The organism is Streptomyces actuosus, assembly GCF_016921115.1.
In the GTDB taxonomy this organism is placed as follows: Bacteria; Actinomycetota; Actinomycetes; order Streptomycetales; family Streptomycetaceae; genus Streptomyces; species Streptomyces actuosus_A.
On record NZ_JAFFZS010000012.1, the window covers coordinates 146,337 to 171,900 of the forward strand.

18 protein-coding genes and 1 pseudogene are annotated in these 25,564 nt (G+C 74.3%); 11 read left to right on the forward strand and 8 right to left on the reverse strand.

All coding sequences use genetic code 11. The features are described 5' to 3' along the window. Positions 1–29: 29 nt before the first annotated feature. Positions 30–719 (reverse strand): cell division ATP-binding protein FtsE, encoded by a 690-nt coding sequence (ftsE, locus tag JS756_RS17640; protein ID WP_205384056.1) that lies wholly within the window; start codon positions 717–719, stop codon positions 30–32. A gap of 237 nt (positions 720–956) precedes the next feature. On the opposite strand from ftsE, the gene JS756_RS17645 reads away from it, so the two are divergent. Continuing rightward, complete coding sequence (locus tag JS756_RS17645) at positions 957–1,148, forward strand: hypothetical protein (protein WP_205384057.1); 192 nt, start codon at positions 957–959, stop codon at positions 1,146–1,148. Positions 1,149–1,272: 124 nt separating this feature from the next. On the opposite strand, the gene JS756_RS17650 is transcribed toward JS756_RS17645, so the two are convergent. The 4 genes from JS756_RS17650 to JS756_RS17665 form a co-directional block, all read right to left on the reverse strand. Next, the gene (locus tag JS756_RS17650) at positions 1,273–2,124 is read right to left on the reverse strand and encodes a hypothetical protein (protein WP_205384058.1); all 852 of its coding nucleotides are present in this window, start codon (positions 2,122–2,124) and stop codon (positions 1,273–1,275) included. A gap of 302 nt (positions 2,125–2,426) precedes the next feature. Continuing rightward, positions 2,427–3,533, reverse strand: a complete 1,107-nt coding sequence (gene prfB / locus JS756_RS17655) for a peptide chain release factor 2 (protein ID WP_205384059.1) — start codon at positions 3,531–3,533, stop codon at positions 2,427–2,429. Between the two features lie 254 nt (positions 3,534–3,787). Further along, positions 3,788–5,062 carry a serine/threonine-protein kinase gene (locus JS756_RS17660; protein WP_205384060.1) on the reverse strand — a complete coding sequence of 425 codons (1,275 nt, stop codon included), beginning with the start codon at positions 5,060–5,062 and terminating at the stop codon, positions 3,788–3,790. A 125-nt stretch (positions 5,063–5,187) separates the two neighbouring features. Next, positions 5,188–6,894 (reverse strand): serine/threonine-protein kinase, encoded by a 1,707-nt coding sequence (locus tag JS756_RS17665; protein ID WP_205384061.1) that lies wholly within the window; start codon positions 6,892–6,894, stop codon positions 5,188–5,190. Between the two features lie 440 nt (positions 6,895–7,334). On the opposite strand from JS756_RS17665, the gene JS756_RS17670 reads away from it, so the two are divergent. The 8 genes from JS756_RS17670 (at position 7,335) to JS756_RS17705 (ending at position 22,548) form a co-directional block, all read left to right on the forward strand. Then, a complete protein-coding gene (locus tag JS756_RS17670) occupies positions 7,335–10,712 on the forward strand; it encodes an FtsK/SpoIIIE domain-containing protein (protein WP_205384062.1) in 3,378 nt (1,125 codons plus the stop codon). 438 nt (positions 10,713–11,150) lie between these two features. Continuing rightward, positions 11,151–12,539, forward strand: coding sequence for an ABC transporter substrate-binding protein (locus tag JS756_RS17675; RefSeq protein ID WP_205384063.1), 1,389 nt, complete (start codon positions 11,151–11,153; stop codon positions 12,537–12,539). A gap of 76 nt (positions 12,540–12,615) precedes the next feature. After that, positions 12,616–13,899, forward strand: a complete 1,284-nt coding sequence (locus tag JS756_RS17680) for a carbohydrate ABC transporter permease (RefSeq protein WP_307790732.1) — start codon at positions 12,616–12,618, stop codon at positions 13,897–13,899. Next, positions 13,896–14,822 (forward strand): carbohydrate ABC transporter permease, encoded by a 927-nt coding sequence (locus JS756_RS17685; protein ID WP_205384065.1) that lies wholly within the window; start codon positions 13,896–13,898, stop codon positions 14,820–14,822. Before JS756_RS17680 ends, JS756_RS17685 begins: the two co-directional genes overlap by 4 nt. Positions 14,823–15,003: 181 nt before the next feature. Beyond that, positions 15,004–16,320, forward strand: a complete 1,317-nt coding sequence (locus JS756_RS17690) for a glycosyltransferase family 2 protein (RefSeq protein WP_205384066.1) — start codon at positions 15,004–15,006, stop codon at positions 16,318–16,320. Positions 16,321–16,348: 28 nt separating this feature from the next. Further along, positions 16,349–18,553 (forward strand): bifunctional glycosyltransferase family 2 protein/CDP-glycerol:glycerophosphate glycerophosphotransferase, encoded by a 2,205-nt coding sequence (locus JS756_RS17695; protein ID WP_205384067.1) that lies wholly within the window; start codon positions 16,349–16,351, stop codon positions 18,551–18,553. A 1-nt stretch (position 18,554) separates the two neighbouring features. Next, positions 18,555–20,774: a bifunctional glycosyltransferase/CDP-glycerol:glycerophosphate glycerophosphotransferase gene (locus JS756_RS17700; RefSeq protein ID WP_205384068.1), complete on the forward strand. Its 2,220-nt coding sequence runs from the start codon at positions 18,555–18,557 to the stop codon at positions 20,772–20,774. 214 nt (positions 20,775–20,988) lie between these two features. Beyond that, positions 20,989–22,548: a hypothetical protein gene (locus tag JS756_RS17705; protein ID WP_205384069.1), complete on the forward strand. Its 1,560-nt coding sequence runs from the start codon at positions 20,989–20,991 to the stop codon at positions 22,546–22,548. A gap of 13 nt (positions 22,549–22,561) precedes the next feature. On the opposite strand, the gene JS756_RS17710 is transcribed toward JS756_RS17705, so the two are convergent. After that, positions 22,562–22,975, reverse strand: coding sequence for an organic hydroperoxide resistance protein (locus JS756_RS17710; RefSeq protein ID WP_205384070.1), 414 nt, complete (start codon positions 22,973–22,975; stop codon positions 22,562–22,564). 120 nt (positions 22,976–23,095) lie between these two features. Between JS756_RS17710 and JS756_RS17715 the strand changes: the two genes are divergently transcribed. Next, positions 23,096–23,584 (forward strand): MarR family winged helix-turn-helix transcriptional regulator, encoded by a 489-nt coding sequence (locus JS756_RS17715; RefSeq protein ID WP_205384071.1) that lies wholly within the window; start codon positions 23,096–23,098, stop codon positions 23,582–23,584. A 416-nt stretch (positions 23,585–24,000) separates the two neighbouring features. Here the strand turns inward: JS756_RS17715 and JS756_RS17720 are convergent, their stop codons facing one another. Continuing rightward, positions 24,001–24,426, reverse strand: coding sequence for an ankyrin repeat domain-containing protein (locus JS756_RS17720; protein ID WP_205384072.1), 426 nt, complete (start codon positions 24,424–24,426; stop codon positions 24,001–24,003). Between the two features lie 188 nt (positions 24,427–24,614). Here JS756_RS17720 and JS756_RS17725 point away from each other — a divergent pair. Further along, a pseudogene (locus JS756_RS17725) lies at positions 24,615–24,857 on the forward strand (ADP-ribosylglycohydrolase family protein); the annotation flags it as partial. Between the two features lie 22 nt (positions 24,858–24,879). On the opposite strand, the gene JS756_RS17730 reads toward JS756_RS17725, so the two are convergent. Continuing rightward, positions 24,880–25,515: a TetR/AcrR family transcriptional regulator gene (locus JS756_RS17730; protein WP_205384074.1), complete on the reverse strand. Its 636-nt coding sequence runs from the start codon at positions 25,513–25,515 to the stop codon at positions 24,880–24,882. Between the last annotated feature and the right edge of the window lie 49 nt (positions 25,516–25,564).

Consider the following 25,564-nt stretch of genomic DNA (forward strand, 5'->3'; position numbering starts at 1 on the left):
TTAAGCCTTTCCGTGGATCTCGTGCCGTGTCAGTGCTGGTAGCCGTAGACGCCGCGGGCCTGGTCGCGGACGAGTCGGCCCTTCTCCAGCTCGATGACGCGCTTGCGCATCTGGTCCACGATGTTCTGGTCGTGCGTCGCCATGATCACCGTCGTACCGGTCCGGTTGATCCGGTCGAGCAGCTTCATGATGCCGACGGAGGTCTGCGGGTCCAGGTTGCCTGTGGGCTCGTCGGCGATCAGCAGCTTGGGCCGGTTGACGAAGGCCCGCGCGACGGCGACACGCTGCTGCTCACCACCGGACAGCTCGCCCGGCATGCGGTCCTCCTTGCCGCCGAGACCGACGAGGTCGAGCACCTGCGGCACGGACTTGCGGATCTCGCCCCGCGACTTGCCGATCACCTCCTGGGCGAAGGCGACGTTCTCGAAGACCGTCTTGTTCGGCAGGAGCCGGAAGTCCTGGAACACCGTCCCCAGCTGGCGGCGCATGTGCGGCACCTTCCAGTTGGAGAGGCGGGCGAGATCCTTGCCCAGGACGTGCACCTGGCCGTGGCTGGCCCGCTCCTCGCGCAGGAGCAGCCGCAGGAAAGTGGACTTTCCGGAGCCGGAGGATCCCACGAGGAAGACGAACTCGCCCTTCTCCACCTCCAGGGACACATCCCTGAGGGCGGGGCGGGTCTGCTTGGGGTAGACCTTGGAGACGTTGTCGAATCGGATCACGGATGCACCACGGGTCGCCGGGGGTAGATGAGCGTGACCATACGCGAAGCGGGTGCACCGGCGCAGTCACCGGTTGCGGTTGCGCGCGGGTTGTGTGTGTTTGTGCGGAAGATTGCCGGCACCCCTTTCTGAGGGCGCCCGGCGCACGGTCCCCCGGAACCTGGCACAGTGGAAGGGGGAACGTTCGCGTTTCCGTGAGCGTTGTGACGGACAGGACCGGTTCAAGGAGGCGAGCGCATGACGTACGACCGGTTGGTGTGCGCGAACTGCGCGGCGCCCGTGAGCGAGGGCCGGTGCCCGGTGTGCCGTGCCAACCGCGAGCGGCTGCAGCAGGAGAGCTTCCTCGGTGGCCTGAACCCCATGGCCCTGATCGCGATGCTGGCGGTGCTGATCGCGGCGGTGGCGCTGCTGGCGCACCAGACGGTCTGAGAGCACCGGTACCCGGCACGGCCGCAGGACGCACGGGCCCGGAGCGGTACGCTCCGGGCCCTTCTTCGCGGCCTCCGTGACTACGCTGCGCGTACGGCCGGACGCCGGACGGTCATGGCCGCCGTCAGGCGGCAGCACCGCCGCGACCGCCCACGAGGCGCGGCAGGACGCGGAAGCCCACGCCGCCGGCGATCATCGTGGCGGCGCCGACGATCAGGAAGGTCGTCTGCGCGGCGCCGGTCTCGGCGAGCTGCTTGCCGCTGCCCTGGGCGGCGGTGCCGGAGCCGCCGGTGGACGACGTGGCGGAGCCGGTGTCGGTGAGGGCGGAGGTGCCCGCCTCCTGGGCGGCGTTGTTGTTGCCGCCGTCGGGGGTGGTGTTGTTGCCACCGGTCCCGTTGTTGCCACCGGTCCCGTTGTTACCGCCGGTCCCGTTGTTACCGCCGGTGCCATTGTTACCGCCGGTGCCGTTGTTACCGCCGTCGTCACCGACGCCGCCGATCAGGCCACCGTCAGTGGCCCCACCGTCAGTGGTCCCACCGTCGGTCGTGCCACCGTCAGTGGTCCCCCCGTCGGTGGTCCCGCCATCGGTCGTCCCACCGTCAGTGGTCCCACCGTCGGTCGTCCCACCGTCAGTGGTCCCCCCGTCAGTGGTCCCGCCGTCGGTGGTCCCGCCATCGGTCGTCCCACCGTCGGTCGTACCGCCGTCGGTCGTCCCACCGTCAGTGGTGCCACCATCGGTGGTCCCGCCGTCGGTGGTCCCGCCGTCGGTGGTCCCGCCATCGGTGGTCCCGCCGTCGGTGGTCCCGCCATCGGTCGTGCCGCAGTCCGGGTCGACGCCGACGTCGCAGCCGTCCGCGCCCAGGGTGAAGTTGATCTCGAGCGCCGAGGCGGCGCCCGCAGCCGTCAGCGAGGCGCCGCCGGCGATCACGGCTGCCGCCGCTATCCGCGCGACACGGACTCGCGTCTTCTTCGTCATGTGGTTGCTACCCCCAGTAGCCGATCGTCAGTGAGGCCGCGGCCGGGGCCGTGATCGACGGAGGGCAGCTGAGTGTGACGCGCCCCCGGTTCACATGCGCCCCAGACATCACGCATGCCAACCCGCACCTTTCCCATTTTCCAAAGCATCGTCAAGCGCGTTGCGGGCGCAATGTCCCGTTCAGGCGGCTTTACGGAGAGCCGGAGTTGTGAGTGTGACGTAAAACCCAGACAGGGGGCGTCAATACGGGTACGGAAAAGGCAACTGCCGCCGGGGAGGCGGCAGTTGCCTTGTCGACAAAGTTACTTCTCTTGCTGCTTGCGCCAGCGAATTCCGGCTTCCAGGAACCCGTCGATCTCGCCGTTGAAAACGGCGTCCGGGTTCCCGACCTCGTGCTCGGTCCGCAGGTCCTTGACCATCTGGTAGGGGTGAAGGACGTAGGAGCGCATCTGGTTGCCCCAGGAGTTGCCGCCGTCGCCCTTGAGCGCGTCCATCTTGGCCTGCTCCTCCTGGCGGCGCCGCTCCAGCAGCTTGGCCTGGAGGACGGCCATGGCGGTGGCCTTGTTCTGGATCTGCGACCGCTCGTTCTGACAGGAGACGACGATGCCGGTGGGCAGGTGTGTGATGCGCACCGCGGAGTCGGTCGTGTTCACGCCCTGGCCGCCGGGCCCGGAGGACCGGTAGACGTCGATGCGCAGTTCGGACTCGTCGATGTCGACGTGGTCGGACTGCTCGACGACGGGCAGGACCTCGACGCCCGCGAAGGACGTCTGGCGGCGCCCCTGGTTGTCGAAGGGCGAGATGCGCACCAGGCGGTGGGTGCCCTGCTCGACGGAGAGGGTGCCGTAGGCGTAGGGGGCCTGCACGGCGAAGGTGGTCGACTTGATGCCGGCCTCCTCCGCGTACGACGTCTCGTAGACCTCGGTCTTGTATCCGCGCTGCTCGGCCCAGCGCAGATACATGCGCTGGAGCTTCTCGGCGAAGTCGGCGGCGTCGACGCCACCGGCCTCGGCGCGGATGTTCACGAGCGCCTCGCGGGAGTCGTACTCGCCGCTGAGGAGGGTGCGGACCTCCATCTCGTCCAGGGCCTTCCGGACCGAGACGAGCTCGGTCTCGGCCTCGGCGCGGGTGTCCGGGTCGTCCTCCTCCTCGGCCATCTCGAACAGCACGGCGAGATCGTCGATCCGCGAGCGCAGGGCCTCGGCCTTCCTCACCTCCGCCTGGAGGTGGGACAGCTTGCTGGTGATCTTCTGCGCCTCGTCCGGGTTGTCCCACAGGGACGGCGCTGCCGCCTGCTCCTCGAGCACGGCGACGTCTGCCCTCAGCTTGTCGAGGTCCAGAACGGCCTCGATCGACTCCATGGTCGAGGAGAGGGACTTGAGCTCTTCGGATACATCGACGACTGCCACGCCTCCAGCGTAACGGCTCCGACAAGGGGCGCGGGCCGCCCCGGGGTGCGGGAGGGCACACCCCCGCCCGAGGCCGCGACGGCCCGGCCGCGGGCCTCGGGACCGTGGCCCCACGGGGCCGGGCAGGTGGGCGGGCATGGGGGCGGGGACCGGGCCGGTCTCCCCCACCGTGCCAACGGGCCACGCGAGTGCCGGGCAGGCGGTGCGGGTGCTGTCGGGGCGACGCCGGAGCCGTCCGGCCCTCGCCGGCGCCGTCAGGGCGAGGCCGGTGCCGTCCGGCTCGGCGGCGTCGCGCCCGCGTCGTCGTCGGACGTCGCCACCCAGGCGCCCACTCCGGCCGCGGCGGCCAGCACCACCGCCGCCGCACCGAGCGTCACCCGGCGCCGTCGCGCCGAGGCCCGGTTGCGAGCCGACCCCGGGCGGGGCGCCCCCGCGGCCCTCGGCGCGCGGGCGGTGCCGTGCGCGCCGCCGGCGAGTTCGTCCGGCGCCGGCACCCGCATCGAGGTGTGGGTGTCACGGTTGGAGTCCGGCCTGGCCCCCGGGACGAGCGGCACGGCTCCCCGCCGCGCCCGCCCGCCCGGGGATCCCGCGACCGCCGCGCCCTCGGATGCGGCGCCGTCCGCGCGGCCGACCGCCTCCCGCTCGGGGGTCCCGTCCTCGCCGGAGAGATCCCCGTCCGGTTCGTCCACGTCCAGCGGCGGCATCCCCACCAGCGTCGGCAGCTGCTCACGCAGCCGTGCCGCCAGCTCGGAGGCGCGCAGACGGGAGGCGGGCGCCTTGGCCAGGCACTGGACGAGGAGCTGCCACAGCTCCTCGGGGATGCCGGGCAGGGGGACGACCGATTCCGTGACGTGGCGGCGCAGTACCGCCCCGGGGTGCCCGCCGCCGAACGGTGTGAAGCCCGCCAGCAGCTCGTACAGCACCGTGGCCAGGGCGTAGATGTCGACGGAGGCCCGGGGCGGCAGGCCCTCCACGATCTCCGGGGCCAGGTAGTCCGGGGTGCCGATGATCTTCGTGGCACGGGTCCGCTTCGGCGTGTCGATCAGCTTCGCGACCCCGAAGTCCGTCAGCAGCGCGGGGTGCGATCCGCCGGGACCCAGCGGGCCCTGCATGTCGAGCAGGATGTTCTCCGGCTTCACGTCCCGGTGCACGACGCCGGACGCGTGCGCCGCGGCCAGTCCGTCGGCGACGTCGGCCGCGATCGACACCGCCGCCTCGGGGGCCAGCCGCCGCTCCCGCTCCAGGCGGGTCCGCAGATCGGTGCCCCGGACGAGGTCCATGACGAGGGCGAGGTCGTTGCCGTCGACGACGAGGTCGCGGACCGACACCACGTTCGGGTGCTCCAGGCCGAGCAGCGCCGTGCGCTCCTGCACGAAGCGGCCCACGAGGTCCTCGTCGGAGGCGAGGTCCTCGCGCAGCAGCTTGACGGCGACGGGGCCGTCCGGTCCCTCACCCAGCCACACCGTGCCGGCGCTGCCCCGCCCCAGGATCTGGTGGGCGGTGTACCGGCTGCCGATCTTCCGTGCCAAGGCTGCTCCTACAGACGCGTGTTGTCGCCAAAACTACGCGTCCGAGCGACCGATCTTCACCGCGGAGACGGAAATCACCTGCCAGTTGTCGACAAATCCACGCACCGGGCCACTCCGGCCGGAAGTCAGTTGCCGGGACCGCCCAGGGACGAGCCGCTGTCGGCCACGTCGCCGATCCAGCCGGTGACGGTGTCGAACCAGTCGCTCAGCTGCCCCCAGTAGCTGCGGCCGGTGCCGATCCAGTCCTTCAGTGGGCTGAGTTCCCAGACCAGCCAGCCGGCGACGAACAGCACGAGGATCGTGACCAGGCAGCCCTTCAGGCAGCCGAGCCCGGGGATCTTCATCGGGTTGGCGCTGCGCTGCCGCGGCGCCCGGGGCTCGCGGGGCTCCCGGACGGGCCTCTGCGGCTCCGGAGGCTGCGGCGCGGGGGCGTACCGCTGGGGCTGCTGGTGCGGGGGCGGGGCGTACTGCTGCGGCTGCTGCTGCGGGGCGTACTGCTGCTGCGCGTATCCCTGGGGCGGGCGCTGCTGGGGCCGCTGCTGCGCGGGCCGCTGGGGCTGCTGCTGCGGTCGGGCGACCTGGCGCTGGGGCCGGCGGCGCAGGGGGTCCTCGCCGGGGTCGAGGTACTGGATCTGCGTCTGCTCGTTGCGGTCGCGGGCGGCTCGCAGCTGGTTCTGCCAGGGGTGGGGCTGCTCGGGCCCGCCGGGCTGCTGCCCGGGCTGGTTCTGCGGCACGGGCGGCATGACCGCGGTCGGGTCGGCGGCACCCGCGTGCGGCAGCACGGCGGTGGGGTCGGCCGGGCCGGGGCCGCCGGTGTGCGGCAGGACGCTGGTCGCGGCGCCCGGGTCGTACATCCCGGCGCCCGCCTGGCCGTGCGGCAGCATCTGCGTGGGGTCGGCCGAGCCGGGCACGGCGGCCGGCGCCGGGTCGGGTGCCAGCAGCGCGCCGACGTTCTCGGCTGCGGCGATCTGCGCGGAGTTCGCGTGCACCCCGACGCCCTCGGCGACGACGCGCAGGGCGCGGGCGAGGTTCTCGGCGGCGGGCCGCTGATCGGGGTTCTTGCGCAGGCAGCGCTCGATGACCGTCCACAGTGGGTCGGGGACCGTGGACGGGCGGCGCGGCTCGGCGCTCAGGTGCTGGTGCAGCACCTCGAGGGCGGAGCCGCCGCCGAACGGCGGACGGCCGGTGACGAGCTCGTACAGCAGGATGCCGGCGCCGTAGACGTCGACGGCGGAGGTCTGCGGGCGGCCCTCGGCGGACTCCGGCGCGACGTACGCGGGCGTGCCGACGAACTCGTGGGTGCGGGTCAGGCCGGGGGAGTCGGCGAGGCGTGCGATGCCGAAGTCGGTCAGCATCGGGTGCATCTGCCCGCCGTCCTGGCGCAGCAGCACGTTGGCGGGCTTCAGGTCGCGGTGGACGACGCCGTCCGCATGGCTCGCGGCGAGCGCGTCGGCGACCTGGGCGGTCAGCAGGGCCGCGGCGATCGGCGTGAAGGGACCGTTCTCGCGCAGGTAGCGGTGCAGGTCGGGCCCTTCGACCAGGTCCATCACCAGGGCGAGCAGATCGCCCTCGACGACCAGGTCGCGCACCCGGACGATGTTGGGGTGGGTCAGCCGCAGCAGCACCGACCGCTCCCGCAGGAACCGCATGACGATGTCGGCGTCGCCGGCCAGCTCCTCCTTGAGGACCTTGATCGCGACGGTCTCTCCCGGCTGGCCGGGCACGGCCGCCTCGGCGCCCGCGGTCTCGCGCTGGCGGGCTCGCCAGACGGTGCCCGTGGCGCCGCGTCCGAGCGGCTCCTCGAGCAGGTACTTGCTGCCGACTGGCCGCACGTCACGCGCTCCCTGCTGCTTGCCTGGCTGGTCTGTGTTCCGACCCACTGTAGTGCCGCACACGCGGCATCGGGCTGTCGTCCGGCAAGGGCCCGCGGCCCCTCACCCATGCTTCTCCGCGGAGGTCCGCGGTTCCCGCGCTGCTGGCCGCCCCTTGCGGCACTCGCACCCGTTCTCGCACATGTTCGAAGGAAAGACGCTCCTCTCGGGCCCGTTGGTTGCCCAACGCGGACGTGACCGATCTCAACCGGTCGCGGATCGGTCGGCGGCGCGGCACCGGTCAGGCACTTTTGCGGGCAGAGCCGACCAATCAAGATCACTTCTTCCCGGGTGGCGGGCGGACTGTCGGTGGCAGGTGCGAGGATGCGTGCAGAACTGGCCGACGTGCCCGCGCGGAAGGGAAACGATCCGCGCCCGCGCAGAAGGGACCGCTGACGGCGATGCAGATCCGGCTGACCGTCGTAGATCCGCCGGCCCCGGGCGCCGAGGGGCGGTCACGCGCCGCGAGCAGGGACGTGCTGGTCACCGCCCCCGCGGGCACCGGCCTGTCGGCGGTGGCGTCGGCCCTCGCCGCGTCGGTCCCGGGGCACGACGGCCCGGTGGTCCTGTACGCGGGCGCGGAGCGGCTCGCCCCCCAGCGCTGCACCCTGGGCGAGCCACCGCTGATCGACGGCGCCGTGCTCCGTCTGGGTGCCCCCGACGAACCCGAGCCGCACCCGGAGCTCGACGACGCCCCGGCCCGGCTGCACGTGGTCGCGGGACCGGACGCGGGCGGCGTCCATCTGCTCCACGGCGGCCCCGTGCAGGTCGGCCGCTCCGCCGGGGCCGACGTCCCCCTCGACGACCCGGACGTCTCGCGGCTGCACTGCGCGGTCACCCTGGGCGCCGACGGCCGCGTCACCGTCGCCGACCTCGGCTCCACCAACGGCACCCTCCTGGACGGCGTGCCCGTGGAGGGCCGTCCGGTGCGCTTCGCCCCGGGGTCGCTGCTGCGGATCGGCGAGTCGGCCCTGCGGCTGGCGCCCGCCGCCGGGCCGGGCGCCCGTGTACCGACGACGCCGGACGGCGAGGGGCATGTGCGCGTCCCGTGCGGGGACGGCGGCGGCCCGGACGGACACGACGCAGCCCCCTCGGTCCCGGCCGACCACGCCCACGCGTCCGCGTCCGGCGCGGCCCGGTCGCACGGCACCGCGCCGACCCCGCCGCCGGTCCCGGAGCGGACGGGGGACCCGGGCGGCACAGGCCGCGCGGGTCCCCCGTCCGGCGGCGCCACCCGTCCGGCCTCCCCGGGCGCCGGCCCGGACACCCACGGCGCCGGCCTGGACATCCGGCACGCATCGGCCGCCGGCCGGGCTGCCCTCGGCGCCCTTCCTCTCGACGACGCGGACACCGGCGACGCCACCCGTCCGGGGACGCCCCCGCCGCACGGCAGCGGCGCCCCGCAACGGCGGCGCGGGCTGACGGCCTGGGCCCGGCGCCTGGCGGGCGCGCGCGGCGCGCCGGAACCGGCCGCGCCCCGGACTCCCGGCACCGGGCCCACCGACCGCACGGTGCTCCGGCCGGCCGCGCCGGGCGTACCGGAGGTCTGGCCGGACCCGGCGGCCCTGCTACTGACGGCCCTGGGGCCGGGCCCGCGGCTGTGGGAGCGCGGGCCGGGACACCCGGAGGCCCTGACCGTGCGGCTCGGCACCACCGACCGCACGGCGCCCGACGGCTCGGGCATGCTGCCCGCCGTGCCGGTGACCGCCGGACTGCGCGAGGCGGGCGGGCTGGGTCTGGCCGGACCGCGACCGCGGCTGTCCGGGCTGGCCCGCGCGGTGGTGGCCCAGCTGGCCGCGCTGCACTCGCCGGACATCCTGGAGATCGTGCTGATCAGCGTGGACCGGTCCCGTTCCCTCCAGGAGCGCACCGCCGAGTGGTCCTGGCTCGGCTGGCTCCCCCACCTCCGGCCCGGGCACGGCCAGGACTGCCGTCTGCTGCTCGCGCACGATCGTGAACAGGCCGCCGCCCGCACCGACGAGCTGCTGCACCGTCTCGCCGAGGTCACCGAGCGCGACGCGGCAGGGGCGGGCGCCTCCGTCCCCCGGCCCGCGAGCGGCGCCCCCGCCCCGACCGCCGGAACGTCCCCCGAGTCGTCGTCCGCTCCCCGCCGCCCGTCCTGGGCCCGCCCCGACGACGGCGCCGACCCGGCCCCCACCGCCTTCCCCGGCCCGTACACCGTGGTCGTCGTGGACGGCGACCCCGGTGGCCCGGGGCTGCACGAGGCCGTGGCCCGACTGGCGGCGGAGGGCCCGCGCGCCGGGATCCACGTGGTGTGCCTGGCGGAGACGGACCCCGTGTCCCCCGCGTCCCCGGTGGCCGAGACCTACCGGGCGGCGTGCGAGGCCTCCCCGACCTTCGGCGAGTGCGGTGCCGTCGCGCTGCTCAGCGGCGACGTGGCCACGACTCTGCGGCTGCTGCGGGTCGCCCGCGGTACGCCGGTCCCGGTCGGCAACGGCACCCTCGCCACTGTCGACGCGGTCTCGCCGGCCTGGGCGGAGCGCTTCGCCCGCGCCCTGGCGCCGCTGCGGCCCGACGGCCCCACCGAGCAGCACGCGCGGGTGGCGGCACCGCTGCCGCAGTCGGCGCGGCTGCTGGACGAGCTCGGGCTGGCCCGGGCGACGCCGTCGTCCCTGATGGCGCGGTGGGCGGACGCGGCCGACGACACCGACGCGCTGGGTGGGCGGGCCCGCGCCGTGCTGGGCGCCGGCCCGCGCGGCCCGGTCGGCGTCGACCTGGTCGCCGACGGCCCGCACCTTCTGGTCGAGGGGCCGCAGGGGAGCGGGCGGACGGAGCTGCTGCGGTCCGTGGTCGCGTCGCTGGCCGCCGCCGAGCGGCCGGACCGGCTCGGCGTCGTGCTGATGGACGGCCGGGACCGGGTCGGCGACCCCGGCGAAGGGCTGCGGGTGTGCACGGACGTGCCGCACGTGACCACCCACCTCATCGCCAGCGACCCCGTGCGCATGCGGGAGTTCGCCCAGTCGCTCAGCGCGGAGCTGAAGCGGCGGGCGGAGCTGCTGGGCCGCTCGGACTTCGCCGAGTGGCACCGTCATCGTGCTGTGTCCGGACGGATCGTCGCCCAGCGCACGCCGGAGACCTCGCGCGCCTCCTCCCCCGCCCGGACGGCCGGCAGCGCCTCCGCCCCGTCCGCCGGTTCCGGTGGCACGGCCGTCACCCCCGCGGCCGCCTCCGGAGACATAGAGACCCCGCCCAGCTCCACGATCCGCCTGCGCCCCGCCGCCGCCGGCCGGCAGCCGGAGACTCCGCCGCTGCCGCGGCTGGTGGTGGTCGTGGACGATCTCGACGCGCTCGCCTCGCCCGCTCTGGGCTCGCCCGGGCGACCCGCCGCCGGTTCGGTGATGCGGGCGCTGGAGGCGGTGGCCCGGGAGGGCGAACGGCTCGGCGTGCACCTGGTGGCCGCCACCGGTCCGGGCGGTCGTACGGCCGAGACGGAACCGGCCCGGCGCGCCGACCTACGGGTCGTCCTCGACGCCCCCGGCTCCGGCTCCGACGATCCGGCGCCGGGGCGGGGGCGGCTGACCGGCTCGGACGGCCGGGCCACCCCGTTCCAGGCCGGGCGCGTCACGAGCCGTATCCCGCGTACGGCGACGCTGCGCCCGACGGTCGTCGCACTGGAGTGGCACCGGATGGGCGATCCGCCCGCCCGCCGCCCCGTGCGGGAGCTCGGCAACGGCCCCACCGACCTCGCCCTGCTCGCCAGCGCCCTGGAGCGGGCGGCGCGCGAGGTGTCCGCGGCGCAGGTGCCGTCCCTGCTGTAGGGCGCGGACCACACGCGCCCGCCCCGGCGATCCGGTCCGGGGCCAGAGGACTTCAGCCGCCGCTCCTCGTCTCCGCCCCGGCGCTCCCGCCCGGCACCGCCGCGACCTCCCGGCGCGTCTTCGAGCCCACGGCGGCGCCGTCGGCACAACCGCCCGCGCCCTTGCGGAAGTCCACACCGCAAGGCCCCGCCCACCGGGTGCCGGCGCGCGCACCCGCCCGCCGGCACGACGGGGCCCGCCACCACGCCCCCGACCCTCCCGGCCGCGCCCACGCGCGCGTGGGCGCGGCCGGGACCCGGCGCCCGACGCCTCGTCACGAGGGGGTCACGATCGCCCACTTGACACCGTATGCGCTCTTGCCGACCCCCGTGCCCGGGCGTAGACCGGAGCGCACGGGACAGCGCTCGACGTTCGACGAGATCGAAGAACGGGGCAGTCATGCGCAGCACGAGCAGCACATACCGGACAAGCAGGACAGGGCGCAGGGCCGCGAGGACCGCCGCCGCCGTGGCCGCGGGCGCCTTGGCCCTCTCGCTCACCGCCTGCGGGGGCGACGACGACAAGAGCGGCGGCACCGGCGGCAAGAGTACGGAGAGCGGCTCCTCCCTCACCCTCCCCCGGCTCGACGGCACGACCCTGGAGGTCGCCGCCGTCTGGACGGGCGACGAGCAGAAGAACTTCAAGAGGGTCCTTGCGGAGTTCACCACCCGCACCGGCGCGAAGGTGACCTTCGTGCCCGCGCAGGACCCGATCGTCAACTTCCTCGGTTCGAAGATCGCGGGCGGACAACCGCCGGACGTGGCCCTGCTCCCGCAGCCCGGGGCCATCAAGCAGGCCGTCGACAAGGGCTGGGCCCAGCCGCTCGGCGCCGATGCCCGCTCCGAGCTGGCCAGGAACTACTCGCAGGCATGGCAGGACATCGGCAAGGTCGACGGCAAGCAGTACGGCGCCTACTACAAGGCCGCCAACAAGTCGCTGATCTGGTACAACGCCAAGGTCTTCGAGAACGCGGGCGCGAGCGAGCCGACGACGTGGCAGGAACTGCTGACCACCGCGCAGACGGTGTACGACTCCGGCGTCACCCCGTTCTCCGTGGCGGGCGCCGACGGCTGGCCGCTGACGGACTGGTTCGAGAACATCTACCTCTCCCAGGCGGGGCCGGAGAAGTACGACCGGCTGGCCCGGCACGAGATCAAGTGGACGGACCCCTCGGTGCGGGACGCGCTGACCACGCTCGCCCAGGTCTGGGGGAAGAAGGACTGGGTGGCGGGCGGCGGCACGGGCGCCCTGCAGACGTCGTTCACCGACTCCGTGGAGCAGACCTTCACCGGCGGCGACCAGCCGAAGTCGGCGATGGTGTACGAGGGCGACTTCGTGCAGGTGAACATCGGGCAGACCAAGGCCCGGGTGGGCACGGACGCCAAGGTGTTCCCGTTCCCGGCCGCGGGGGACACCGCGCCCGTGGTGACCGGCGGCGACGCGGCGGTGATCCTGAAGGACTCGCCGGGCGCGCAGGCGCTGGTGAAGTTCCTGGCCTCCCCCGACGCGGCGACGATCCAGGCGAAACTGGGCGGCTACCTGTCCCCCAACAAGAACGTGCCGAACTCCGCGTACCCGAACGAGGTGCAGCGGCGGATCGCCAAGGCCCTGATCGACTCGGGCGACGACTTCCGCTTCGACATGTCCGACCAGGCGCCGCAGTCCTTCGGCGGCACGCCGGGCAAGGGCGAGTGGAAGGACCTCCAGGACTTCCTGGCGAACCCGTCCGACGTCGCGGGCGCGCAGCGCCGGCTGGAGGCCGACGCGGCCGCCGCCTACGGGAGCTGACGCCGTGGCGCCCGCAGCGGCGGGCGGTGTCGCGAAGACCGTGGCGCCGCCCCCCGCACCCCGTACGCGCAAGAGCGTGACCGGCACCCGCAGGACCGCGGCGGCGCTCTTCCTGCTGCCCGCGCTCGTGCTGCTGGGGGCGCTCGTGGTGTACCCGATCGGGTACTCGGTCGTGCGCAGCCTCTACGACCGGTCCGGTGACTCCTTCGCCGGCGTCGACAACTACCGGGCGCTCTTCACCGACGACGGCATCCGCACGGCACTGCGGAACAACGTCGTCTGGGTGGTGTTCGCCCCGACGATCGCGACCGCGCTCGGGCTGGTCTTCGCGGTGCTGACCGAACGGATCCGCTGGGGCACGGCGTTCAAGCTGATCGTCTTCATGCCGATGGCGATCTCCATGCTCGCGGCCGGCATCATCTTCCGGCTGGTCTACGACCAGGACCCCGACAAGGGCGTCGCGAACGCGGTGTGGGTCGGCGTGCACGACACCTTCGCCGAGTCCTCCGCCTTCCCCAGGGCCCACCCGGGCCGCGATTCACCGCTGCGGCCGGCGGGCGGCGGCGCCTTCGTCACCCGGGCCGCCGTGCACAGCGGGGAGACGGTCGTGCTGCCGCTGGTCGGCGTGGCACCCGACCGGATGCCCGACAGCGCGAGGAACGCCGTGCCGCCGACCCCGGAACCGGGGAAGATCACCGGCACGACCTGGCAGGACTTCACCCGCGGCAAGGGCGTCGGCACGCTCGCCGGGGTCGACCCCGGCGAGCTGGGCTATGCCGGCATGCGGATCGAGGCGGTCCGGGACGGCACGGTGGTCGCCTCGGCGAAGGCCGCCCCGGACGGCACGTTCACGCTGCCGGCCGCCGCGGACGGAGCGCACCTGCGCCTGCCGGCGAGCAACTTCAAGGAGCCGTACAACGGGCTGGACTGGCTCGGGCCGTCCCTGGTGACGCCGGCGATCATCGGGGCGTACATCTGGATGTGGGCGGGCTTCGCGATGGTGCTGATCGCGGCGGGGCTCGCGGGCATCCCGCGTGATCTGCTGGAGGCGGCGCGGGTGGACGGGGCCGACGAGTGGCAGGTGTTCCGCAGGATCACCGTGCCGCTGCTGGCGCCGGTCCTCGGGGTCGTGACCGTCACCCTGATGATCAACGTGCTGAAGGTCTTCGACCTCGTCTTCATCATCGCCCCCGGTTCCTCCCAGGACGACGCCGACGTACTCGCCCTGGAGCTGTACCGCAAGGGCTTCTCGGAGGACGAGCCGGGCATCGCGAGCGCGATCGCGGTGTTCCTGCTGCTCCTCGTGATCCCGGTGATGTGGTTCAACATCCGGCGGCTCAGGCGGGAGGTGCGGCGATGACCGCGGAAGCCGGACGTCTCGGCAGAACGGCACCCGAACCGGCCCGCCGGCCGGACCCCGCAGCCGGACCCGGGCGGTCCCTCGGCGCGCGGCTGACCGCGGCGGTCGGCGGCGGGGTGGTGCGGACCGTCCTGATCGTGGTCGCGCTGTTCTGGCTGGTGCCGACCGTCGGTCTGCTGGTCTCCTCGCTGCGCGCGCCCGCGGACATGAGCGCGAGTGGCTGGTGGACGGTGTTCGGCGAACCGTCCCGGCTCACCTTCGACAGCTACCGCAACCTGCTGGACAACCCCGACATCACCGACTCGCTCGTCAACACGGTGCTGATCACGGTTCCGGCGACGGTCCTGGTGGTGGTCATCGGCTCCCTCGCCGGCTACGCGTTCGCGTGGATGGAGTTCCCGGGCCGCGACTGGTGGTTCCTGATCGTGGTGGGCCTGCTGGTGGTCCCCGTGCAGGTGGCACTGATCCCGATCGCCGAACTCTTCGGCACGCTGGGCCTGTTCGGAACGGTGTTCGGAGTCGTGCTGTTCCACGTCGGCTTCGGCCTGCCGTTCGCGGTGTTCCTGCTGCGGAACTTCTTCGCGGAGATCCCGCGCGAGCTGCTGGAGGCCGCACGCCTGGACGGTGCGGGCGAACTGCGGCTGTTCGCACGGGTCGTGATGCCGCTGGCCGGGCCGGCGGTCGCCTCGCTCGGCATCTTCCAGTTCCTGTGGGTGTGGAACGACATGCTGGTCGCGCTGGTGTTCACCAAGGCGGGCACCCAGCCGATCACGGTCGCCCTGCAGACGCAGGTCCGGCAGTTCGGCAACAACGTCGACGTCCTCGCGCCCGGCGCGTTCATCTCCATGGTGATCCCGCTGGTCGTGTTCTTCGCGTTCCAGCGGCAGTTCGTGACCGGTGTGATGGCCGGCGCCGTCAAGTAGCGGCGCACACAGCGGAGATCGAGTGCGGGTGGCGGACCGGCGACCGGTCCGCCACCGTACCTGCGGCGCGGTCCCCCGGATGCCGCAGGGTCCGTGACCAAGTCGTCCCGCCCGCAGTTGCCGGGCACGGCGCTGCCGTGACGGCGGGGCCGACCTCCCGCGCCGACCCACGGATGTCCCGTTGCCCAGGATCAGTGTCATCGTCCCCGCCCACCAGGCCCAGGCGTACCTGCCCGGGCGCCTGGAATCGGTGCTGTCGCCTTCGTACGACGACGTCGAGGTGATCGCGGTCGACGACGGCTCGCCGGATGCGTGCGGCGAGCTCATCGACGAGTGCGCGGCCCGCGATCCGCGGGTGAGGGCCGTGCGCCTGCCGGACCGCGCCGACCCGGGCGGGGCCCGCACCGCGGGGACGGCCCGGGCGAGCAGCGACCACCTGCACTTCCCGGACGCGGACGACACGCTCGCCCCGCACGCGCTGCGCGCGATCGCGGACCGCCTGAAGGAGACCGGTGAACCGGACGTCCTCGTCCACGCCTCTGCGTGCGTCCACCGGGACGGCCGGACGGAGTCCGGGCCCGCCGCGCTCCAGCTGACCGAACAGGGCCCGGCCCCGTTCCGGCTGGAGGACCGGCCGGGGCTGCTGCGCGGGCTCGGGGCGGCCCGGGACACGGTCTGCCGGCGGGAGTTCGCCGAGCAGGAAGGGCTCTCCTTGCCGGCCGGCCACCACGCGGGGACCGTCTGGGCCTGTCCGCCGCTGACGGCGGCCGAATCGATCGCCACCCCGGACCGGGTCTGCGTGCACCACCGCCGGCCCCGGCCGGGCCACACCTCCGGCCAAGGCGACTTCGACGTGTTCGCACCGTACGACCGGGGCTTCGCGTTCATCGGGCAGCGGCCCGAACCCGCGGTGCGGCGGCCGATGCTGTTCCGTAGCACGGTCGGCGATGCGACGGCCCTGTTCACCGGGCCCGGCCGCCTGCCGCGCGGCGCCCATGCCGAGTTCCTGCGCCTGGCCCGCGCCCGCTACCGCCGCCACCGCACACCGGGCGCCCCGGTCCCGCTCGCCGCCCGGCTGCGCCACACCCTGGTCCGCCACGGACTGCACCGCACGTTCCGGCTGCTGCACCTGGGCGCGGCGGTGCGCGCCCGCCTCGGCAAGGCCGCCGCCAGGACGGTCCGCGCCGTGCGGGCCGGGCTGCTCCGCCTGCGCCACCGGATCCGGCGGCGCCTGCCGCTGCGCGCGGACCTCGCCGTTCGGCGAGCGGTGTCCGGTGCCGTCGGCGGCGTCCTCGCTCGTGCGTTCCCCCCTGGCCACCGTCCCGCAACCCGCCGGCTCCCCGACCGTCACCGAGAGCCACTGACCGCCGTTTCCTCTACGGGAGTTCCCATGTCCCCCAGTCCGTCGCGGCCCCGGCCGAGCGGGCCGCCCACCCGGCGGCCCTCCGGACGACCCGGCCGTCCTCGCGCGGTCCGGGAACCGCCTGCCACGGCCTGAGCACCAGGACGACAACAGGAAGAGAAGCATGCAACCCCGCTTCAGCATCATCGTCCCGTCCCATGGGGTGGCGGGCCGGCTGTCCCAGGCGCTGGACTCCGTCCTCGCCCAGTCCTTCGGCGACTTCGAGCTGATCCCGGTGTGCGACGCCCCCGACGCGCCGGCCGCGGACGTGGCCGCCGGCTGTGCCGAGCGGGACTCGCGCGTGGCGCCGGTGCACTCGCCGCCGTCGGCGTCGCTGGCCGGGGCGCGCACCACCGGGCTGCGGGCGGCGACCGGCGCGTACGTGCTGTTCCTCGACGGCGACGACGTGCTGGCGCCGGGCGCGCTGGCCGCGCTGGACACCCGGCTCGCCGCGACCGGCGACGTGGACGTGCTGTACTTCGAGCACGAGCGGATGCCCTGGTGGGAGGGTGAGCCGGCCAACCCGGCCGCGCCGCTGCTCGCCAAGGCGCCGGACGGTGCCTTCGCCCCGGAACGGGCGCCGCAGCTGACCGGGGTGGAGCTCCCGGCGTGGAGCGCGGCGTACCGCCGGACGTTCCTCACCGAGCGGGGGCTCGCCTTTCCCGCCGGCCACTTCACCGACGTCGGGTTCGGCGGCCTGGTCGCCCTGCACGCGACACGGATGGCGGTGGCGCGCACGGTCGTCGTACGGCATCTGCGGCGGCGGCAGGGCAGCCGGCTCAACCTGCCCGGCGAGCACCACTTCGATCTCCTCGATCAGGTCGGGCTCGTCCTGCGGACAGCGGCGGAGCTCGGCCTGTCCCCCGAGCGTACGGCTCCCCTGTTCGAGCAGCTCTTCGCGGCCGTGCTGAGGACGGCGGCGCAGCCGGGGCGGCTTCCCGGGCGGCGGCGCGCCTTCTTCCGCCGGGCGAGTCGCCTCTACCGCCGCCACCGCCCCGCCGGGTTCCGCAGACCGGGCGGGAGCCTCGGCGTCCAGCACCGGCTGCTGGCGGCGGGCGCCGGCACGGCGTTCCGGGCTCTGCGCGCCGTCAACCGGTGGGCCGTGCAGGCCGCGGGTCGGCTGCCGCGCCCCGGGGGCCTGCGCACGCGCCTGCTCTACCGGTGGTTCCTGCGCCGGCGCATCGACCCCGGCCTCGCGGTGTACTGCGCCTACTGGGGCCGCGGGTACGCCTGCAACCCGGCCGCGATCCACGCCAAGGCCCGCGAACTGGCCCCGCACATCCGGTCGGTGTTCCTCGTCGAGCCCGACCAGGCGCACACCGTTCCAAAGGGCGTCGACCACGCGGTGCTCGGCAGCCGCCGCTCCTGGGAGGTGCTGGCCCGCGCCAAGTTCCTGATCAACAACGCCAACTTCGCCGAAGGGGTCGTCAAACGGCCGGGCAGCGTGCACCTGCAGACGCAGCACGGCACACCGCTGAAGAAGATGGGCGTCGACCAGTCGACGTACCCGGTGGTGGCGGCCGCCGCCGGCAGCTTCACCAAGCTGCTGGGCCGGGTCGACCGCTGGGACTTCAACCTGTCGTCCAACCGCCACTCCACGCAGATGTGGGAACGCGCCTTCCCCGGTTCCTACGAGCACCTGGAGTACGGCTATCCCCGCAACGACGTGTATTACACGGCGACCGCGGACGACGTGGCACGCGTGCGCCGCGAGCTCGGCGTGCCGGAGGGCAGCACGGCGGTGCTGTACGCGCCCACCCACCGGGACTGGCGGACCGGCTTCGACGCCGCCCTGGACCTGGAGGCGTTCTGCGCCGCGGCCGGCGAGGACGTGGTCGTGCTGCTGCGCGCCCACTACTTCTACGACCGGGGCGGCGCCGCCGCCTCGGGCCGGGTCGTCGACGTGACCGCGCACCGCTCCTCGGAGGATGTGTGCCTGGCCGCGGACGTCCTGGTCACCGACTATTCGTCGATCATGTTCGACTACGCCAACCTGGACCGGCCGATCGTCGTGTACGCCGACGACTGGGAGGTCTACCGGGAGACCCGCGGCGTCTACTTCGACCTGCTGCGGACCCCTCCGGGGCCGGTGGCGCGCACCCCGCAGGAGCTGGCGCGGATCTTCCGGGAGGGCGAGCACTGCGGGGCCCGGTCGGCCCGGCAGCGGGCCGCCTTCCGGGAGCGGTTCTGCGAGTTCGACGACGGGCGCGCCGCCGAGCGCGTCGTGCGCCGGGTGCTGCTCGGCGAGCCGGCGGAGTCGATCCCGCCGGTCCGGCCGCCGGCCGAACGCGTTCCCGCCCCCGCCGCGACGACCCTGGTCAGGAGTTGACATGCCCCGTTTCAGCATCATCGTGCCCTGTTTCAAGGTCCAGGGCTTCCTGCGCGAGTGCCTCGACTCGGTCCTGGAGCAGTGCTACCGCGACCTGGAGGTGATCGCGGTCGACGACTGCTCCCCCGACGGCTGCGGCGCGATCCTCGACGAGTACGCCGCGCGCGACGCGCGGGTCAGGGCGCTGCACCTGCCGGAGAACGTGGGCCTGGGCCGCGCCCGCAACGCGGGCATGCCGTACGCGGGCGGCGACTACGTGCTCTTCCTCGACAGCGACGACACCCTGACGCCGGGCGCGCTGCGCGCGATGGCCGACCGGCTGGCCGAGGCCGACGACCCGGACGTGCTCGTCTTCGACTACGCCCGCACCTACTGGTGGGGCGGCACCCGCCGCAACGCCCTGGCCCGGGTGCTCGCGGAGGCCGGGGACGCGGCCTTCACCGCGGCCGAGCGGCCGGAGATCCTCGACCTGCTGATGGTGGTGTGGAACAAGGTCTACCGCCGCGACTTCGTCGACGAGAACGGCTTCGAGTTCCCGCCGGGCTACTACGAGGACACCCCGTGGACGTTCCCGGTGATGCTCAGCGCCGAGCGGATCGTCACGCTGGACCGGATCTGCCTGCACTACCGGCAGCGCCGCCAGGGCAACATCCTGTCCACCACCAGCCGCAAGCACTTCGACGTCCACGACCAGTACGAGCGGGTGTTCGCGTTCGTCGACTCCCGCCCGGCCCTGGCGTCCTGGCGGCCGTACCTGCACCGCAAGATGGGCGAGCACTGCCTGGACATCCTCGCCAAGCCGGACCGGCTGCCGCCCGCGGACAAGGGCGAGTTCTTCCGGCGCACGGCGCGGATGTTCCGCGCGCACCGGCCCGAGGGGGCCGAGATCCCGGCGGAACTGAAGGCGCTTCAGGGCGGTTATGCCGCTTACCTGGTGCAGCGGCAGGCGGAGCGGGCGGGGCAGGCGCTGGGGCGGCGTGCTCTGGCCGCCCGGCGCGTGGCCGCCGGACGGGTCAAGCGCGGTTGGACGACGCTGCACGCCCGCCGCCCGCTGGACCCGTACCTCGCCGTGTACTCGGCGTTCTCCCACCGCGGCATGCTCGGCGATCCGGCCGCCGTCTTCCGCAAGGCCCGCGAGATCGCCCCGCATCTGCGGGGGGTGTGGGTGGTGCGCGACGCGGAGACGGCCGCGCAGCTGCCCGACGACGTGGAGTACGTGCTGCTCGACTCGCTGCGGTACCGGCAGATCACCGCCCGCGCCACGTTCTTCGTCAACAACGTGAACTGGCCCGGCGGCCTGGACAAGCGGCTCGGCAGCGTCCATGTCCACACCCATCAGGGCACCCCGCTGAAGTACATGGGGGCCGATCTGCTCGACCGGCCCGGCGCCCGGCTCGGCGTGGACGTGCCGCAGATGCTGCGCCGCGCCGACCGCTGGGACCACAGCCTGGTCGCCAACCGCCACTCCGAGCTGGTGTGGGAGCGGGCCTACCCCTGTCACTTCAGCTCCGCCCGGACCGGCAGCCCGCGCAACGACGTGCTGGTCGGCGCCGGGCCGGAGGAGGGCCGGGGGGTCCGTGAGCGACTGGGCGTCCCGGACGGGCACACGGTCGTGCTGTACGCCCCGACCCGTCGCGAGTACCGGCGCGGCGGGCACGTCGACCGGATCGACCTCGCCCGGTTCGCCGAGGACCTCGGTGAGGGCCACACCCTGGTCGTGCGGCTGCACCCGTCCCTGGCGACGGGGCCGGCGCGGGGGGCGGGGCTGGCCGAACTGCACCGGCGCGGGGTGCTGGTGGACGCGACGGACGAGCCGCACGCCGAGGAGGTGATGCTCGCCGCCGACGTCCTGGTCACCGACTACTCGGCCCTGATGTTCGACTACGCCAACCTCGACCGGCCGATCGTGGTGCACGCCGACGACTGGGAGACGTACACGGCCGGCCGCGGCGCCTATCTCGACATCACCGCCGAGCCGCCGGGCCATGTCTCGCGGTCCTACCGGGAACTGGCGTGGCTGTTCGCCTCGGGGGCCTGGCGGGACGACGGGTCCGCGCGGCTGCGAGCCGCCTTCCGGGAGCGGTTCTGCGAGTTCGACGACGGGCGCGCCGCCGAGCGGGTGGTGCGGACACTGCTGCTGGGCGAGTCGATGCCCGCGCGCGAGCCGCAGGTCAGGCTGCCCGGCCAGGCCGCCGGCAGGGATCTGCTCGCCTCCTCGTGACGGCCCTGGTCCGAGGTCCGCGTCCACGGCGGGAGCGGGTGTCGCGTCCCGGGCGGGTGCCGTGCCCGGGCGCCGGTCCGGTCACGGCACCGGGCCGGGGCGGTGCGCCGGGCGAGTGGCTGCGCCTGGGCTCACTCGATGTGGTGAGGTGTGGCGGGAACGCCGGCCAGACAGGGCATATAGGGCGAATGCCCAGTTCTGCGGTGGATGTGCGATGAGTGTCGGCCTCCTCGCCCGACGGCCGCCGCGCGGCGCCACGGCGCTGCGCGGCGGCCGCTTCCGGCGCCCCTCGCCGTACCAGGTCTTCGGCCTGCTGTTCTGGCTGGTGATGTCGCTGGCGTACTGGCGGGTGCCGCTGTGCTGCGACGCCGGGCAGCACGCCGCGGTGGTCGAGCGGCTGTCGGCGCACCTGCTCGCACCGCGCCATCCGATGGCGGACCTGCCGGGCGCCGGCAGCCCCTACTACTCGCCGTACGCCGTCGCGGAGGGCGCGTTCGCCCGGTCGACGGGGCTGGGCGGCTGGGAGGTGGTGCGGCTCGCCGGGCCGCTGAACCTGCTGGTGCTGCTGACCGGCATCGGCCGCTTCGTGCGGGTCCTGACACCGCGGCCGTGGGCGCCGGTCCTCGCGCTCGCCGCGATGACCCTGCTGTGGGGCACCGAGCGGGCGTGGTGGAGCGGCTACCTGGGCCTGATGTCGATGACCGGCAACCTCGGCTACCCGTCCACCTTCGCGATCGGGCTCACCTTCTGGGCCTGGGCGCTGACGGGCGCGAGGGCGCGGGACACCGGCGGGGTGCGCTACGTCGGCCCGACCGGGCTGCGCGGCTTCGCCGGGTACGCGGCACTCGGCGCGCTGTACGGCACGATCCTGCTGGTCCACCCGATCACCTCGGTCGCGGCGGTGACCGGCGGGGCCGCGTTCGTCGCCGGATGGCAGCGGAACTGGTCGCGTGCGGTGCTGGCGCGCTGGGCGGTGACGGGAGCGGCGGCGGTGCTGGCGGCCCGGTCGTGGCCGTACTTCGACGCGTTCGCACTGGCCGGGAACACCACCGTCGACGGGATCCACCGGCGGCTGTACGACGACCTGCCGGCCCACTTCTGGCTGGCGCTGCTGGTGGGCCTGCCGGTGCTGTGGCTGCGCGCGAGGCGGTCGTGGCGGGACCCGCTGGTGCTGATGTTCGCCGTTGACTGCCTGGTGGTGGCGTACGGCTGGGCCAGCGGCCACTACACCTACGGCCGCATCCTCGGCCTGACGCTGGTCCCGCTGCAGTTCGCGCTCGCCGTGGAGCTGGCGCAGCCCCGGCCCTGGCGTCCTCGGCGGCGACTGCTGGGCGTGGTCGCGGCGGCCGGGGCCCTGACCGGCTTCCTGACCGTGCAGGCCGGGGCGGTGGTGCCGCGCTCACTGGATCCGGTGGGCTTTCCACAGCCGCCGCGCTGGCCGTCGTACACATGGGCCGCGCAGTACATCCGGCCGGGCGAGGTCGTGCTGACGGACGGCTACCACGCCGTCCGCATGATCGCCGGATACGGCCCCGATCTGGTGGCGCCGGCCTGGCCCGACCCGGCGCTGCCCGAGGCGGAGCGGCAGCGCCGGGTCGCCGACGTCCGCGCCTACCTCGCCGACGACTCGACCCGCGCCGAGCGGGCCGCCGTGGTCCGCCGCGACCACGTGCGCTGGCTGCTGCTGACGCGCCGGCGGCGGGTGCCCGAGGAGGCGGTGGTGGTGGCGTGGAGTCGGCGGACGGGAGAGGTGCTGGCGCGGGTCGGGCGCTGACGCGGGACCTGCGTCACTCGATGACGAGGTCGACCGGGATGTTGCCGCGGGTGGCGTTGGAGTAGGGGCAGACCTGGTGGGCGCTCTCGACCAGCTTGCGGCCGGTGGCCTCGTCCACCGTCGCGGGCAGTTCGACGCGGAGGGTGACGGCGAGCCCGAAGCCCTCGCCGTCCTTGCCGATCGAGACCTCGGCGGTCACCGCGGCGTCGCTGACGTCCACCTTGGCCTGGCGGCCGACCAGCCCCAGCGCGCTGCCGAAGCAGGCGGCATAGCCGGCGGCGAAGAGCTGTTCGGGGTTGGTGCCCAGACCGTTGCCGCCCAGCGCGACCGGCATGGCCAGCGCGAGGTCGATCGCCCCGTCGGAGCTGACGGTGCGGCCCTCGCGGCCGTGGGTGGCGGTGGCGACGGCGGTGTACAGCGCGTCCATGCGTGAACCATCCCTTACGAAGTCGGGTTCCGGCCGGCCCGGTCGGGCCCACCGCACCAAAGTAGAGCACACAATTAAGTTGTGCACAACTGGTTGGGGAGCAAGGGCTACCCTTTGGACATGACCCCGCTCCAGCCCGCCCCCGCCGCAGAGGACGACTGGCTCCGCCTGGACCACCAGATCTGCTTCTCGCTGCACGCCGCGTCCCGCGCCTTCAACGGCGTGTACCGCGTGATCCTCAAGGACCTCGGCCTCACCTACCCCCAGTACCTGGTGATGCTGGTCCTGTGGGAACGGGGCGAGCTGCCCGTCAAGAAGCTGGGTGAGCACCTGCGGCTCGACTCCGGCACGCTCTCCCCGCTGCTGAAGCGGCTGGAGGCGGCCGGACTCGTCCGGCGCGAGCGCAGCGCCCGCGACGAGCGCTCGGTGCAGGTCGGGCTCACCGAGGAGGGCAGCGCGCTGCGGGAACGCGCCCGCCAGGTGCCGCGCCGGATCGCTGCGGCCACCGGCTGCGACGTCGAGGAGATCCGCACCCTGCGCGAACGCCTCGACGAACTCACCACGGCACTCGACGCGGCAGCCCTGCAGGAGGCCCCTGGTTGCTCCTGACCGCACCGCGCCGGACGCCCCCGCCCACGGCCTCGACGGACGCCTCTACTCGACCGTCCGGCAGCCCGGTGCGGCGGCACCGCCCTCTCCCCGGGCGGCGCGACCGCGCAGGCGGCGACGACCACGGGTGCCCGCCTCCACATCGCCGCCGGGCTCCCCGCACCACGGGGCGCACCGGACACACGCGGCACCCCCGGCGTCCTCCTGCGGCACCGGCCCCCTTCGCGGCCCGGCCGCCCGCCCCCGAGCCCCCGCCGCTCCCGCGGACCTGCACGACGTCCGGTGCGGCCCACACGGCCCGGCCCGACGCCGCCCCGCATCCCCCGCACCGGCGACCGCACCCGGACCGTCGTGGACCGCACGTGGACCCCACCAGCTCTCCGCAAGCACCTCCCAGGGCGCCGCTCGTCCCGCTCCTACCGCCCGCCCGGGACGGCTCCCGCGGCGCGCAGCACGGCGGCGGTCTCCTCGTGCCGCCCCGTCAGGGCCCACTCCAGCGGGGTGCAACCCGCTCCCCGGTCCTCGCGCAGACCGGGAGCGGCACCGTGTGCGAGCAGCGCCCGCACCGTCTCGGTGTGGCCCCAGCAGGCCGCCCCGCACAGCGGCGTGCCCTCCGAACCGTGCCCGCTCTCGGTGTCCGGCGACGCCCCGGCCGCCAGCAGCCTCAGCACGATGTCCGTCGCTCCGTGCACGGACGCCGCGTACAACGGCGTGGTGCCCTCCCCGTTCGCCGCCGCCGGTGAGGCGCCGGCCCGCAGCAGCGCCTCGACCTCGGTCGGCTGCCCGAGTACCGCCGCCGTCACGAGCCGGCTCGCGAGCTTCTTGCGCTTACGCATGTTCACGACGATCAGGCTAGGACGGCGAGCCGGCACTTGCCCGCCCTTTACGCTGCCGCCATGCCCGCCTCCGGCCACCGACCCTGCGGCCCCACGGACCCCGTCCCCGTGGTGCCCGCTCCTGCGCATGCCGTCTCGGCGGATCCCGCCGCCACGGAGCCCCCGGCAGCACGTACCGGGGCCGTACCGGCCGTGTGCCGGGGGCCGTGATCGGCTCGGCCGTGGGCGACGCGCCGGGTGCGCCCTTCGAGGGCGGGCCCGAAGGGGCCTTCTCGGCGCGGTTCCCGCAGGCCGGGCAGGGCGGTGAGATGTGCGGGGGCGGCGGCCGGCAGCCCGGGGAGGCGACCGACGACACCCAGATGGCTGTGCTCGTCGCCGAGCCCCCGCTGGAACGGGGCGGCCTGGACGGCGCGGACGCCTTCGGCCGCTTCCGGCAGGACGGGCCGGTGGACGGCCCGGTCACAGGGCCCTGAGCGCCTCGGTCGTCGTGCGGGTCAGGGCGTCCAGGTAGCCCCGGGGCAGCTTGGGGCTGCGGATCACCACCGAGCGCCAGTACAGCGGGCCCGAGATGATGTCCAGCGCCAGTTGCTCGTCCTGCTCCCCGAGGTTCTCGCGGATCTCCCCCCGCCGCTGCGCCGCCGCCACGATCCCGCTGGCCACACTGTCCTGCCCCTCGCGCAGCGCCTTCTGCATCGCCTCGGCGATGTCCGGGTTCCGGGCCGCCTCGGCCTGGAGGTCGGGGATGACCTGGGAGGCCACGGGGTGGCGCAGCGCGCGCGAGGTCACCTCGTACAGCAGGCGCAGGTCGCCCTGGAGGGTGCCCGTGTCCGGGGTCGGCAGGCCCATCACGGCGAGCGCGGACACCACGTCCAGCACCAGGTGCAGCTTCGAGCGCCAGCGCCGGTACACCGCCGTCTTGCCCACGCCGGCGCGCCGCGCGATGCCCTCGATGGACATGCGGGCGTAGCCGACCGCCGCGAGCTCCTCGAAGACGGCCGCACGGATCGCCTCGGTCACGTCCTCCCGGAGCACGGCGGCCCCGGCGGGTTGCCTCCGGCGCGGTCGGGGCTGGGGCCCGTCGGCGTTCGTGGTCATGCCGACCAGCATAGGGGCGTTACGACGAAACGGTTGCGTTCCAACGTCA

Bases quoted from the DNA above. Each gene is read 5' to 3' on its own strand.
- JS756_RS17645 (WP_205384057.1), top strand. From the start codon at position 957: ATGACGTACGACCGGTTGGTGTGCGCGAACTGCGCGGCGCCCGTGAGC.
- JS756_RS17650 (WP_205384058.1), bottom strand. From the start codon at position 2,124: ATGACGAAGAAGACGCGAGTCCGTGTCGCGCGGATAGCGGCGGCAGCC.
- JS756_RS17670 (WP_205384062.1), top strand. From the start codon at position 7,335: ATGCAGATCCGGCTGACCGTCGTAGATCCGCCGGCCCCGGGCGCCGAG.
- JS756_RS17675 (WP_205384063.1), top strand. From the start codon at position 11,151: ATGCGCAGCACGAGCAGCACATACCGGACAAGCAGGACAGGGCGCAGG.
- JS756_RS17685 (WP_205384065.1), top strand. From the start codon at position 13,896: ATGACCGCGGAAGCCGGACGTCTCGGCAGAACGGCACCCGAACCGGCC.
- JS756_RS17695 (WP_205384067.1), top strand. From the start codon at position 16,349: ATGCAACCCCGCTTCAGCATCATCGTCCCGTCCCATGGGGTGGCGGGC.
- JS756_RS17700 (WP_205384068.1), top strand. From the start codon at position 18,555: ATGCCCCGTTTCAGCATCATCGTGCCCTGTTTCAAGGTCCAGGGCTTC.
- JS756_RS17705 (WP_205384069.1), top strand. From the start codon at position 20,989: ATGAGTGTCGGCCTCCTCGCCCGACGGCCGCCGCGCGGCGCCACGGCG.
- JS756_RS17710 (WP_205384070.1), bottom strand. From the start codon at position 22,975: ATGGACGCGCTGTACACCGCCGTCGCCACCGCCACCCACGGCCGCGAG.
- JS756_RS17715 (WP_205384071.1), top strand. From the start codon at position 23,096: ATGACCCCGCTCCAGCCCGCCCCCGCCGCAGAGGACGACTGGCTCCGC.
- JS756_RS17730 (WP_205384074.1), bottom strand. From the start codon at position 25,515: ATGACCACGAACGCCGACGGGCCCCAGCCCCGACCGCGCCGGAGGCAA.